The 12502-nt window shown below is 73.5% G+C and carries 11 protein-coding genes; 6 read left to right on the forward strand and 5 right to left on the reverse strand.

The window, feature by feature from the left end; all coding sequences use genetic code 11:
• Positions 1–53: 53 nt before the first annotated feature.
• Complete coding sequence (locus tag ABZ793_RS00765; RefSeq protein WP_350702186.1) at positions 54–482, reverse strand: DUF3151 domain-containing protein; 429 nt, start codon at positions 480–482, stop codon at positions 54–56.
• Positions 483–834: 352 nt separating this feature from the next.
• Here ABZ793_RS00765 and ABZ793_RS00770 point away from each other — a divergent pair, with 352 nt between their 5' ends.
• The gene (locus tag ABZ793_RS00770; protein WP_357449817.1) at positions 835–2100 is read left to right on the forward strand and encodes a hypothetical protein; all 1266 of its coding nucleotides are present in this window, start codon (positions 835–837) and stop codon (positions 2098–2100) included.
• A gap of 68 nt (positions 2101–2168) precedes the next feature.
• Here the strand turns inward: ABZ793_RS00770 and fbaA are convergent, their stop codons facing one another.
• Positions 2169–3194, reverse strand: coding sequence for a class II fructose-bisphosphate aldolase (gene fbaA / locus ABZ793_RS00775; protein WP_350702190.1), 1026 nt, complete (start codon positions 3192–3194; stop codon positions 2169–2171).
• A 152-nt stretch (positions 3195–3346) separates the two neighbouring features.
• Positions 3347–3730, reverse strand: coding sequence for a phage holin family protein (locus ABZ793_RS00780; RefSeq protein WP_357449821.1), 384 nt, complete (start codon positions 3728–3730; stop codon positions 3347–3349).
• Between the two features lie 127 nt (positions 3731–3857).
• Here ABZ793_RS00780 and ABZ793_RS00785 point away from each other — a divergent pair, with 127 nt between their 5' ends.
• Positions 3858–4070, forward strand: a complete 213-nt coding sequence (locus ABZ793_RS00785) for a hypothetical protein (protein ID WP_357449824.1) — start codon at positions 3858–3860, stop codon at positions 4068–4070.
• Between the two features lie 4 nt (positions 4071–4074).
• On the opposite strand, the gene ABZ793_RS00790 is transcribed toward ABZ793_RS00785, so the two are convergent.
• Positions 4075–5136 (reverse strand): LCP family protein, encoded by a 1062-nt coding sequence (locus tag ABZ793_RS00790; protein WP_357449827.1) that lies wholly within the window; start codon positions 5134–5136, stop codon positions 4075–4077.
• Positions 5133–5618 carry a SigE family RNA polymerase sigma factor gene (locus ABZ793_RS00795; protein ID WP_350702198.1) on the reverse strand — a complete coding sequence of 162 codons (486 nt, stop codon included), beginning with the start codon at positions 5616–5618 and terminating at the stop codon, positions 5133–5135. Before ABZ793_RS00795 ends, ABZ793_RS00790 begins: the two co-directional genes overlap by 4 nt.
• A gap of 178 nt (positions 5619–5796) precedes the next feature.
• On the opposite strand from ABZ793_RS00795, the gene ABZ793_RS00800 reads away from it, so the two are divergent.
• The 4 genes from ABZ793_RS00800 to ABZ793_RS00815 all read left to right on the forward strand — a co-directional run bounded on the left by ABZ793_RS00800 (position 5797) and on the right by ABZ793_RS00815 (position 12460).
• Positions 5797–7329 (forward strand): LPXTG cell wall anchor domain-containing protein, encoded by a 1533-nt coding sequence (locus ABZ793_RS00800; RefSeq protein ID WP_357449830.1) that lies wholly within the window; start codon positions 5797–5799, stop codon positions 7327–7329.
• Positions 7330–7652: 323 nt separating this feature from the next.
• Positions 7653–9086 (forward strand): 3' terminal RNA ribose 2'-O-methyltransferase Hen1, encoded by a 1434-nt coding sequence (locus ABZ793_RS00805; protein ID WP_357449833.1) that lies wholly within the window; start codon positions 7653–7655, stop codon positions 9084–9086.
• Positions 9083–11608 carry a polynucleotide kinase-phosphatase gene (locus ABZ793_RS00810; protein ID WP_357449836.1) on the forward strand — a complete coding sequence of 842 codons (2526 nt, stop codon included), beginning with the start codon at positions 9083–9085 and terminating at the stop codon, positions 11606–11608. The genes ABZ793_RS00805 and ABZ793_RS00810 overlap by 4 nt, the downstream gene beginning before the upstream one ends.
• A 138-nt stretch (positions 11609–11746) precedes the next feature.
• Complete coding sequence (locus tag ABZ793_RS00815) at positions 11747–12460, forward strand: VTT domain-containing protein (RefSeq protein ID WP_357449839.1); 714 nt, start codon at positions 11747–11749, stop codon at positions 12458–12460.
• Positions 12461–12502 lie beyond the last annotated feature (42 nt).

Genomic DNA, 12502 nt, shown 5'->3' on the forward strand with positions numbered 1-12502 from the left:
GGGACAGCCCGACGGCCGGCCCGCAGCGTGTCGGGCCGGCCGTCGGAGCGGCGTCAGTTGCTGGCCAGCGCGTCCGCGGCGGCCGGGTCGCAGTCCCGGAGGAACTGGGCGCAGCGGGCCGCCTCGTCGGCCTCGCCGATCGCGTCGGCGGCGCGGGACAGCACGTAGAGGCAGCGCAGGAAGCCCTGGTTCGGCTCGTGCGACCACGGCACCGGGCCGTGCCCCTTCCAGCCGTTGCGGCGCAGCTGGTCCAGCCCGCGGTGGTAGCCGGTGCGCGCGTAGGCGTACGCCGGGACGACCTGGCCCGCGGCGAGGGCCCGGGCCGCCAGCGCGCCCCAGCCGGCGCTGTAGGTCGGGAAGCGTGCCGCCACCTCGGCGTACGCCTCGTCGCTGCCGGCCTGCTCGGCGGCGGCCAGGGCGGCGTCGGCCTCGTCATGCGCGGGGAGGAGGGTGGCCGGTGGTTCCGGCAACAGGTTCTGCATCGTCCCATTCAACCCGCTTCGCCCGCGGGTGCGCGAGGGGGTTGGGCGAGCTGGTTGGCTGAACGGCTGAGGAGTTGGTCACGCCTGCGGCCTATGCCACCAGCAGATGTTTTCCACTACAACTATTGGTCCGGAGCCTCCCCAGGACCGGGTTATGCAGGAGCCCGGTGGCTGTGGCCGCCGGGCTCCTGTCCGTTCCGGGCAGGCCCGGCGCGCTCCCGACGAGCCGGGCGGCCCGGCGCGCTCCCGACGAGCCGGGCGGCCCGGCGCCGCCACCGCCCGGCCGCCGGCCCGGGTCTGCCGACCGCACGGCCACCCCCGCAGGTTTGGCCGGTTGCCGGGGCGGGGCAGGATGGCGAGGGTGCCGACCCCACCACCCGCGGACGTCATCGAGCCGCACACCTGCACCGACGAGATCGAGACCCGCGCCGAGTTCGACCGGCGACTGGCCACGGGCAGCCTGGCCGGGCTGACCGTGCAGGGGCTGCGGCTCGACCTCGCACCCGTCCCCGACCTCACCGGGATCGAGGTGACCGGCACCCTGTTCGTCGGGTGCCGCTTCGCCTCCCGCGAGGTCGGCGCAGACCTGGTCCGGCGCGGCGCGAACGTCGTGCCGCCGTTCTCCGGGCTGCCCTACCCGACCCAGCCGTCGCACCTCTACACCCCGGAGGACCTGGCCGCCGGCTTCGCCGAGGGCGGCTTCGCCGGGATGTACGACACCCGGGTGTACGAGCACTTCCGCGCGCACGGCGGGGCGCTGCCGGAGGTGAAGGAGGCGCTCGGCCAGCGGCTGCACGACCACGGCGTGGACAACGCCCTCGCCGACGCCACCCGCGCCTGGCTGGCCACCCACGGGCCGCAGTCGGTGGTCGGCATCATGGGCGGACACGCGGTGCCGCGCGGCAGCGCGCCGTACCGGATGGCGGCCGTGCTGGGCTGGGAGCTGGCCCGGGCCGACCGGCTGGTGGTGACCGGCGGCGGGCCCGGGGTGATGGAGGCCGCCAACCTGGGCGCGTTCCTGGCACTGCGGCCGGTCGAGGACCTGGACGCCGCGATCGACCTGCTCGCCGGGGCGCCGGACTTCACCGACCACGACCGCTACACGGCGGCGGCGCTGCTGGTCCGGGAGCGCTACGGCCAGCCGGTGCCACCGCCCCGGCCCCGGGCCGCCGACCCCGCAAGCGTCTCCCGCGTCGACTCGGCCACGCTGGCCGGCGGCGACGTGGGCTGGGCGCGCGCCGGCGGGCTGGCCATCCCGACCTGGCTCTACGGGCACGAGCCGGCGAACCTGTTCGCCGGCCGGATCGCGAAGTACTTCTCAAACGCCATCCGGGAGGACACCATCCTGCGGCTGGCCCGGGGCGGGATCGTCTTCGCGCCCGGCCGGGCCGGCACCGTGCAGGAGGTGTTCCAGGCGGCCACCAAGACCTACTACGGCACCGACGGGGCCAGCGGCGCGTACGTCTTCCTGGACCGCGCGTACTGGACGCGGGAGCTGCCGGTGGAGTCACTGCTGCGACCGTTGCTGGGCGCCTCGCCGTTCGGCGACCTGTCCGCCACCGTGCACCTCACCGACGACGTCCACGAGGCCGTCCGGGTGCTCACCGCGACGGCCTGACGGGCCGGAACACGCCGACGGCCGGCCCCCGGTGGGGGAGCCGGCCGCCGGCGGTACGCGTCAGCGCGTCACTTGGCGAGCGTGGTGCCGGTCGAGCGCAGGTGCTCGCAGGCCTCCACGACGCGGGCGGCCATGCCGGCCTCGGCGGCCTTGCCCCAGACCCGCGGGTCGTACATCTTCTTGTTGCCGACCTCGCCGTCGACCTTGAGCACGCCGTCGTAGTTGCGGAACATGTGGTCCGCGACCGGACGGGAGAAGCAGTACTGGGTGTCGGTGTCGATGTTCATCTTCACCACGCCGTAGTCGAGCGCCTCGCGGATCTCCGACAGCAGCGAGCCGGAGCCGCCGTGGAAGACCAGGCTGAGCGGCTTCTCCTTGCCGTACTTGGCGCCGACCGCCTCCTGGATCTGGTTGAGGATCTCCGGACGGAGCTTGACGTTGCCCGGCTTGTAGACGCCGTGCACGTTGCCGAAGGTCAGCGCCGCCATGTAGCGGCCCTTCTCGCCCAGGCCGAGCGCGTCCACCATGGCCAGGCCGTCCTCGACCGTGGTGTAGAGCTTCTCGTTGATGGCGTTCTCGACGCCGTCCTCCTCGCCGCCGACCACGCCGACCTCGATCTCGAGGACGATCTTGCCCTTGGCGGCCTCGTCGAGGAGCTGCGCGGCGATCTCCAGGTTCTCCGCCACCGGCACGGCCGAGCCGTCCCACATGTGCGACTGGAACAGCGGCTCCTCGCCGCGCTTCACCCGCTCCTGCGAGATGCCCATCAGCGGGCGGACGAACTTGTCCAGCTTCTCCTGCGGGCAGTGGTCGGTGTGCAGAGCGATGTTGACCGGGTACTTCTTGGCCACCTCGTGCGCGTACGCGGCGAACGCCACCGCGCCGGTGACCATGTCCTTGATCGAAGGTCCGGAGAGGTATTCCGCGCCACCGGTCGAGACCTGGATGATGCCGTCGCTCTCCGCGTCGGCGAAGCCCTTGAGCGCCGCGTTCAGGGTCTGCGAGGACGTCACGTTGATCGCGGGGTACGCGTACCGGCCGGCCTTGGCGCGGTCCAGCATCTCCGCGTAGGTCTCGGGGGAAGCGATGGGCATGTCGAACGCTCCTTACTTACCGCTGTCGGCCGTCGCCGGCCGCTGTTGTCCTTGGGTGCGCCGGACCGCGCTGTCCACCGTCGGAAGTATCCCGTAGAAGAGGGGCGCCGGCACAACCGACCCGGTACGCGCCCGACGGCCGGTCGCGGCGCTCACCGCTGCCCCCACCTGTCGGGCACGACGACGCTGATCAGCCAGGTGACCACGGCCATCACGATGGCGCCCCAGAACGCGGCCCAGAAGCCGTCCACCTGGAACGGCAGGTCCAGCGCCCGGGCGATCCGGTCGGTCAGCAGGAAGAGCAGGGCGTTGACCACCAGCGCGAACAGGCCGAGGGTGAGCAGGTAGAAGACGCAGCCGAACACCTTGATCAGCGGCTTGAGCACCGCGTTGACCACGCCGAAGATCAACGCCACGACGACGAGCGTGAGCGCGTCGTCGGTGCCGGAGCGGCCGGTCACCTCGACGCCGGGCACGATCAGCGTGGTGATCCACAGCGCGACCGCGGTGATCGCCAGCCTGATCAGGAAGCCCACGGCATCATCCTGGCACCGGGGGCGGCGACCGGTGGGGCGATTCGGTCGACTCGGCTTCCGAGCGGCGGGCGGGCGCAGCCCGTACGGTGTGTGGGGTAACCGTCCGCCGAGATCCCGGGAGGGACTGATGGGTCAGCCCGACGAGGACTTCGCCCCCAGCGACCACCTCAGCCCCGAGGAGCGCGACATGGAGGCGGAACCGGCCGACGCGGTCGAGCAGGCCGCCGTGGTCGACCCCGGCGAGGCCGACGTCGAGCCGCATCGCGGCCTGGAGATCAACGACTGGGACGCCATGGAGCAGGCCCGGGTGGTCGCCCCCGACGAGGAGGACTACCGCTGATCCGTCAACGGGTGCGGTTGACCTGACCCGGATTCCGCGCCGCCCACTGCGCCAGCCGGTCCTCCCGCAACGCGGCAAGGAACGCCGGAGCCTCCTTCGGATCCGGTGGCAGCCGCCAGCCGAGGCCCTCCGGCGGCCCGACCGGGAGACTGAGCCCGACCGGGTCGACGGACTTCAGATCCGGAAGCACCTTCAGCAGGTCCACCAGTGGCGAACCGTCGCCGCCCACGACCAGGTCCGCGCCGACGGTGTCGACCAGGGCGAAGAGCCTGGCCGGGTTGGTCAGCACCCCCTGCTCGCCGGCCCGACGGATCAGCCCGGCGGCGAACAGCTGTGCGTGCCGGTCCCGGTCGAGCCCGCCCTCGGGCAGTCCCCGCCGCTGCCGCAGCAGGTCGACCGAGGCGGCGCCGTCGAGCCGCTGGCAGCCGGTCGGGAAGACCCGCTTCGTGTGGATGGAGCGCACCTCGCGCGGCAGGCAGACCTCCACGCCGTCGACCTCGTCGGTGAGCCGGCGCAGCACCGGAAAGGTGAGCACCGCGCCGGCGTCCACGCGTACGCCCGTCAGGTCGGTGACCACCCGGCGGGTCAGCTCGTAGCCGCGCCCCAGGTCGGGCCGGCCGTCGCCGGCACCGTACCGGAAGGCGGCGTTGAGCTTGTCGGTCCCGTGACCGGGAATCGGCACCGCCAGGTCGCGGGGCAGCGAGATGAGGTACGGCCGGCTGCGGTCCGCCGGAATGTGCACCAGCAGGACGGAGTCCGCCAGCCGGGCGGGCTCCTTCGCCGAGCCGTCCACGCCGAGCAGCAGGATGTTCAGCGCGCCCGTCGGTGCCGAGCCGGCGGGCTCGGCGAGCAGGGTGGCGTCCTCGGCGACCCGGTCGGGCGTGAACGGTGGTATCCCGATCGCCAGCACGCCGAGCAGGGCCAGCGCGGCACCGCCGGCCCGGAGCCGCCGCCGGCGACGGCGACGGGCAGCCGCGAGCCGGTCGATCGCGGACCGCAGCGGACCGACGGGCGGGGTCAGCGCCTCGTGCCGGGCGAAGGCGGCACGCAGGTCGTCCTCGATCATGAGCAGGCCTCCACGTGTTCCGCCCGCAGCGTGGCCAGGGCGCGCGAGATGGACGAGCGGACGGTCCCGACGGCGCAGCCGAGGATGTCGGCGATCTCCGCGTCGGGCAGGTCCTCGTAGTAGCGCAGCACCAGGGTGGCCCGCTGCCGGCGCGGCAGCCCGGACAGCCAGGACCAGACCTGGTCCCGGTCCACGGCGTGCTGGGCGTGGTCGGCCGGCACCGGCACCGCGTCGTCGGGCTCGGCGCGCAGCAGCACCCGGCGCATCCAGGAGCCCCGCCGCCAGTCGACGTACTGGTTGGTCAGCATCCGGCGGACGTAGCGCTCGGGCGAGTCGGCCCGAGCCACCCGACGCCAGTTGAGCTGGACCCGGACCATGGTGTCCTGCACCAAGTCCTGCGCCTGGTGCGGGTCGCCGGTCAGCATGACCGCGTACCGCAGCAGCGCGGCCAGCCGCGAGTCGGCGAACTCCTCGTACGTCACTGCACCTCCCGGGCTCCTGCCCCAGATGACGGGTCCGGGCGGGCGGAACGTTGCGACGATCCTGGTCAGCCGTTCGGTCGATGTTTGCCGCCGGAGGCGATTCGGGACAGCGGCGAGTCTTAAGGCCTTCTTAAGATCCGCTCGCCACTCCTGGCACCCCCACGGGAGGACTCCCCACATGCTGAAGCACTCCACCCGGCGCTGGTTGGCCGGGCTGGGCGTCGCAGGCGCGCTCGTCGCCGCCCCCGCCACCCCCTCCTCGGCCGCTCCGGCCGAGGATCTCGATCTCTACGCAAACAACGTGATCGTCGCCCCGGGCGGCACGGAGAAATGGGTCACCCTCTTCGCCCTGACGGCCGAGCGACACGGCGACTTCACGGTCAAGGTGGACCGGAGCAAGGTCGCCGCCTTCGCCGACGTGCAGAACAGCGGCCCCGAGGACGCCTGCACCGAGTCCGGCGCGATCCTGACCTGCAAGGTCCAGGACACGGACGACGACGGCTCGTACCTGAACATGGTCGAACTGTTCGTGCGGGCGAAGGACGGCGCCACGCCGGACCAGGAGGGTGAACTGGAGTTCACCGTCACCTCTGCCGACTCCGGCTCGGCCAGCTACCGCTCGACCGTCGCCATCGGCGAGGGCGTGGATCTCGCCGCCGAGGAGTCGCTGGAGCTGAAGGGTGCCCCCGGCGCCACGCTCAAGGCCCCGCTCAAGGTGGAGAACCGGGGCGAGACGACCACCCGCGGCGCGGTGCTGTTCGTCTTCGGCTCCTACGGCCTCAACCCCTCGAAGCGGTACGAGAACTGCGAGTACACCAACGACGAGTTCGACTCCTACGCCTTCGCCTGCACGTTTGACAGCGTGATCGAGCCGGGCGAGGCAGCGCGGCTCGATTCCAGCTTCGGTTTCACGGTGCCGGCTGACAGTTGGGCCCCGAACGACTACTTCGGCGCCGCGATCTGGTTCACCCCCGCGGACTGGAAGGAGTTCCTGTCCGAGGTGGACGTGGCCGACGAACTCGGCACGAAGGGCACTGAGGGCGAGCTGAAGCTCGAACCCGTCGCCGCCCAACGCTCGCGGCAGACCGACGTCGAGCCCTACAACAACGAGACCTGGATGCAGCTCCAGGTGACCGGTGACCAGCGGGCCGACGTGGCGGCGCTCGGGGCCAAGGTGAACGGCGAGGTCGGCACGACCGTCCCGGTGACGCTCGGCTACGTCAACAACGGCCCGGCGGCCGTCGGCACCGGCGGCAGCGAGGGGATCTGGGTCGGGACCACCGTGACGCTGCCGAAGGGCGTCACGGCGGTGCGCGCCCCGGAGACCTGCCTCGACGGCGAGAGCGGCGAGGGGGAGCCGGGCAAGCCCGGGGCCTCGGTCTACCGGTGCTTCCTGCCCGGCCACCTCGGCAAGGGCGAGAAGGCCGAGTTCGACTTCGAGCTGCGCATCGACAAGGCCGGCAGCCGGACCGGCGAGGTCAAGCTGCGCACCGGCTACGACGAGGCCGAGGTCAAGGACCTCGACCCGGCCAACGACACCGCGAAGATCCTGGTCAACGCGGGCGGCGGCCAGGGCGGTGGCGACGACCCCGAGCTGCCGATCACCGGTGAGTCCACCGGCCTGATCGCCGGCATCGGCGGCCTGCTGCTCGTCGCGGGCGTCGGCGGCTACGTGGTGGCCAAGCGTCGCCGGACCCGCTTCGTCGCCTGATCCTCCCCGCACCACCGGTGCCCCGCCGACCCCCGGTCGGCGGGGCACCGCCGTCTCCAACGCCCTGATCCCCGACCCCGACAGCCGACCCCGGCCCGGCAATCGCCCCCCGATCCCCGACCCGACAGCACGCGCCTCCACCCCACGGGCGGCCACCTGATGCCTCCGGACGGCGCTGGACCACCACGGGTTTCCGGGGGAGCCCCACCCGCGCAGGGATCAAGCCTGACCGCCCGGAGCGGGTGGGGCTCCCCCGGAAACCACCCCGAGACAAGAGCAAAAACGGGACGACGCAAGATCGAAGACACTGACACCATGGGCGCGTGCTGCTCACCCTGACCACCACCCACCGCCCGGCGACCGACCTCGGTCACCTGCTGGTCAAGCACCCCGACCGCGCCCACTCCTTCGACGTGCCGGTCGGCACCGCGCACGTGTTCTACCCCGAGGCGGGCGAGCAGCGCTGCACCGCCGCCCTGCTGCTGGACGTGGACCCGCTGCGGCTGGCCGGCGCGCGGGGCAAGGGCCGCGGCCGGCAGCAGGCGGCGCCCCCGGAGGCCTTCACCCTCGGGCGGTACGTCAACGACCGGCCGTACGCCGCGTCCAGCCTGCTCTCCTCGGCGCTGTCCAAGGTGTACCGCTCGGCGCTGCGCGGCGAGTCCCGGGAGCGCCCCGAACTGGCCCGTACGCCGATCCCGCTGGAGGTGCGGGTGCCGGTGCTGCGCTGCCGGGGCGGCGCGGACGTGGCGGCCCGGATGTTCGGCCCGCTCGGCTGGGCGGTGACCGCGACCCCGATCCCGCTCGACGAGCGGCACCCGGAGTGGGGCGACAGCCGGTACGTCGACCTGACCCTGACCGGGACGCTGCGTGTCGCCGACGCGCTCAACCACCTCTACGTCCTGCTGCCGGTCCTGGACGACGCCAAGCACTACTGGGTGGCGCCCGACGAGGTGGACAAGCTGCTCCGGGCCGGCGAGGGCTGGCTGGCCGACCACCCGGAGCGCGGCATGATCACGCGCCGCTACCTGGCGCACCGGCGGGCGCTGGCCGGGCTGGCCCTCGCCCGCCTCGCCGAGCAGCGGTTGACCGACGAGCCGGCCGCCGCCGAGCCCGACACGGTGGACGAGCCCATCCTCCGCCAGCCGACGTTGGCGGCGCGGCGGCGGGAGGCCGTCCTCGCGGCACTGGTCGAGTCCGGCGCGAGCCGGGTGCTGGACCTGGGCTGCGGCGGGGGCGCCCTGCTCGCCACGCTGGTCGGCGACCGTCGGTTCACCGAGATCGTCGGCACCGACGTGTCCCCGCACGCGCTGGCCCTGGCCGCCCGGCGGCTGCGGCTGGACCGCCTGCCGGAGCGGCAGCGGGACCGGGTCCGGCTCTGGCAGTCCGCGCTGACCTACCGGGACGACCGGCTGCGCGGCTACGACGCGGCGGTGCTGATGGAGGTGATCGAGCACGTCGACCCGCCCCGGCTGCCGGCGCTGGAGGACGCCGTCCTCGGTCACGCCCGCCCCGCCACCGTCGTGGTGACCACGCCCAACGTCGAGTACAACGTCCGCTACGAGGGCCTGCCCGCCGGGCGGTTCCGGCACGCCGACCACCGGTTCGAGTGGACCCGCGCGGAGTTCGGGGCGTGGGTCGACCGGGTGGCCGCGACCTACGGCTACTCGGCCGCGATCGGCGGGATCGGCGACGACGATCCCGAGGTCGGCGCCCCCACCCAGCTCGCCGTGCTCACCCGCCAGGAGAACAGCCGATGACCACCCTCGACATCCCCGAGCTGGCCCTGGTCGCGCTGGTCGGCGTCTCGGGCTCCGGCAAGTCCACCTTCGCCCGCCGGCACTTCGCGCCCAGCCAGGTGCTCTCCTCCGACGCGTTCCGGGCGATGGTCGCCGACGACGAGAACGACCAGTCGGCCTCCGCCGACGCGTTCGACGCGCTGCACCACGTCGCCGCCACGCGGCTGCGGCGGGGCCGGCTCACCGTGGTCGACGCGACCAACCTCCAGCCGCACGCCCGGGCCGCCCTGGTGCGGGTGGCCCGCGAGCACGACGTGCTGCCGGTGGCCGTCGTGCTGGACGTGCCCGAGGCACTGGCCTGGGAGCGCACCGAGGGCCGCGCCGACCGCACCTTCGGCCGGCAGGTGCTCGCCCGGATGCAGCGCGACCTGCGCCGGTCGTACGGGCAGCTGGCCCGCGAGGGTTTCCGGAAGGTGCACGTGCTGCGCGGCGTGGACGAGATCGACGCCGCCGAGATCCGCTACGAGAAGCTGTTCAACGACCGGCGGGAGCTGACCGGGCCGTTCGACATCGTCGGTGACGTGCACGGCTGCCGCGCCGAGCTGGAGACGCTGCTGACCCGGCTCGGCTGGGAGCTGCGCCGCGACGAGCACGGCCGGCCGGTCGACGCGACGCACCCGGCGGGGCGTACCGCCGTCTTCGTGGGTGACCTGGTGGACCGCGGCCCGGACTCGCCCGGCGTGCTCCGCCTGGTCATGGGCATGGTCGTTGCCGGGCACGCGATCTGCGTGCCCGGCAACCACGAGCAGAAGCTGCTGCGCCGGCTGCGCGGCCGGGACGTGCGGCTCACCCACGGCCTTGCCGAGACGATGGCCCAGCTGGCGGCGGAGCCGGACAGCTTCGTGGCCGAGGTGGCGGCCTTCGTCGACGGCCTGGTCAGCCACTACGTGCTGGACGGCGGCCGGCTGGTGGTCGCGCACGCCGGGCTGAAGGAGGCGTACCAGGGCCGCGCGTCGGGCCGGGTGCGGGCCTTCGCGCTGTTCGGCGAGACCACCGGCGAGACCGACGAGTACGGGCTGCCGGTGCGCTACCCGTGGGCGCGGGAGTACCGGGGCTCGGCGATGGTGGTCTACGGGCACACGCCCACCCCGGAGCCAGAGTGGGTGAACAACACCATCTGCATCGACACCGGCTGCGTCTTCGGCGGCCGGCTCACCGCGCTGCGCTACCCGGAGAAGGAGCTGCTCTCGGTGCCGGCGGAGCGGGAGTGGTACGCCCCGGCCCGTCCGCTGACCGCCGCCCCGGCCCGCCCCGACCAGGTGCTGGAGCTGTCCGACGTGGCCGGCCGGCGGCACGTCGAGCACGCGTACGGGTCGCTGACGGTGCCGGCGGAGAACGCCGCGGCGGCGCTGGAGGTGATGAGCCGGTTCGCGGTCGACCCGCGTTGGCTGGCCTGGCTGCCGCCGACGATGGCGCCCTGCTCGACGGCGACGGTGGGCGGCTTCCTGGAGCACCCGGCGCAGGCGTTCGCCGACTACCGCGCGGCGGGCGTGGACCGGGTGGTCTGCGAGGAGAAGCACATGGGCTCGCGGGCGGTGGTGCTGGTCTGCCGGGAGCCCGACGGCGGGCCGTTCGGCCCGGGCGGCGGGGTGGTGCACACGCGCACCGGCCGGCCGTTCTTCGGCGAGCCGCTCGACACCGGGCTGCTCGACCGGGTGCGCGGTGCGGTCGGTGGGGCGGGGCTCTGGGCCGAGCTGGGGACCGACTGGCTGCTGCTCGACTGCGAGCTGCTGCCCTGGTCGGCGAAGGCGGGCGGGCTGATCCGCGAGCAGTACGCCGGGGTCGGCGCCGCCGGCCGGGCCGCGCTGCCCGCGGCGCTGGCCGCGCTGGAGGCCGCCGCCGGTCGGGGCCTGCCCGTGGGCGACCTGCGCGACCGGATGGCCCGCCGACGCGACGAGATCGTGGCCTACTCGGACGCCTACCGGGCGTACGTGGGGCCGACCGACGGGCTGCGCGGGGTGACCCTGGCCCCGTTCGCGGTGCTCGCCGGCGCCAAGGCCAGCTACGCCGACCGGGACCACGGCTGGCACCTCGGGCTGGCCGACCGGCTCTGCGCGGCCGACCCGGAGTTCTTCACCCCGACCCGTCGACAGGTGGTCGACCTGGCCGATCCCGCCGCCGAGGCGACGGCCACGGACTGGTGGCTGGAGCTGACCGCCGCCGGCGGCGAGGGCATGGTGGTCAAGCCGTACGCCGGGCCGGCCGCCCGCTCCGAGCGGGGCTCGCTGCTCCAGCCGGGGATCAAGTGCCGGGGCCGGGAGTACCTGCGGATCATCTACGGCCCCGGGTACGACGAGCCGGAGCAGCTCGCCGCGCTGCGCCGCCGGTCGCTGGGGCGCAAGCGGGGGCTGGCGCTGCGCGAGCACGGGCTGGGGCTGGCGGCGCTGGACGCGCTGGTCGCCGGTGCGCCGCTGTGGCGTCGGCACGAGCTGGTCTTCGCGATCCTGGCCTGCGAGTCCGAGCCGGTCGACCCCCGGCTGTAGGCGCGGTCCCCGCCGTCCCGGCCCCGGTCGGGACGGCGGGCGGGCGGACGCGGGTGTGACGTCGAGCACCGGCACGCCGGGGAGCCACCTAGACTACGGACGTTCCGTCCCCGACCGGCATACATCGGAGGTCACCTCGTGCCGACGCCCACCACCACCCTGGCCCTGGGGCCGAGCTGGCTCGATCCAGAGGTGTTGATCTCGACGTTCGGGCTGATCGGCATCCTGGTCATCGTCTTCGCCGAGTCCGGCCTGCTGATCGGGTTCTTCCTGCCGGGCGACTCGCTGCTGTTCACGGCGGGTCTGCTCACCGCCGACGGGAAGTACATCACCTACCCGCTGTGGCTGGTCTGCCTGCTGATCACCCTCGCGGCGATCGCCGGCGACCAGGTCGGGTACGCGTTCGGCCGCAAGGTCGGCCCGGCCCTGTTCCGCCGGCCGAACTCGAAGCTGTTCAAGCAGGAGAACGTGCTGAAGGCGCACGACTTCTTCGAGAAGTACGGCGCGCGCTCCATCGTGCTGGCCCGATTCGTGCCGATCGTGCGGACGTTCACGCCGATCGTGGCCGGGGTCAGCCGGATGAACTACCGCACCTTCGTCATCTACAACGTGATCGGCGGCATCCTCTGGGGCACGGGCGTGACCGTGCTCGGCTACTTCCTGGGGCAGATCCCGTTCGTCAAGGCGAACATCGAGATGATCCTGATCGCCATCGTGGCGCTCTCGGTCGTCCCGATCGCCGTCGAGCTGCTGCGGGCGCGGATGGCCGCCAAGCGTGGCACCACCCCGCAGGAGCGGGCCGCCGCCGAGGAGGCGATCCGGGAGACCCGCGAGCACTACGGCAAGCACTGACCGCCCGGCCGTCCGGTGCCGTCCCCGCTGGGGGATGGCACC

The organism is Micromonospora sp. NPDC047465 (assembly GCF_040643125.1).
Classification (GTDB): Bacteria; Actinomycetota; Actinomycetes; order Mycobacteriales; family Micromonosporaceae; genus Micromonospora.

What these genes read in the sequence shown, in the direction of transcription:
- ABZ793_RS00765 (WP_350702186.1), bottom strand. Translation starts at nt 482, where the DNA reads ATGCAGAACCTGTTGCCGGAACCACCGGCCACCCTCCTCCCCGCGCAT.
- ABZ793_RS00770 (WP_357449817.1), top strand. Translation starts at nt 835, where the DNA reads ATGGCGAGGGTGCCGACCCCACCACCCGCGGACGTCATCGAGCCGCAC.
- fbaA (WP_350702190.1), bottom strand. Translation starts at nt 3,194, where the DNA reads ATGCCCATCGCTTCCCCCGAGACCTACGCGGAGATGCTGGACCGCGCC.
- ABZ793_RS00785 (WP_357449824.1), top strand. Translation starts at nt 3,858, where the DNA reads ATGGGTCAGCCCGACGAGGACTTCGCCCCCAGCGACCACCTCAGCCCC.
- ABZ793_RS00790 (WP_357449827.1), bottom strand. Translation starts at nt 5,136, where the DNA reads ATGATCGAGGACGACCTGCGTGCCGCCTTCGCCCGGCACGAGGCGCTG.
- ABZ793_RS00800 (WP_357449830.1), top strand. Translation starts at nt 5,797, where the DNA reads ATGCTGAAGCACTCCACCCGGCGCTGGTTGGCCGGGCTGGGCGTCGCA.
- ABZ793_RS00810 (WP_357449836.1), top strand. Translation starts at nt 9,083, where the DNA reads ATGACCACCCTCGACATCCCCGAGCTGGCCCTGGTCGCGCTGGTCGGC.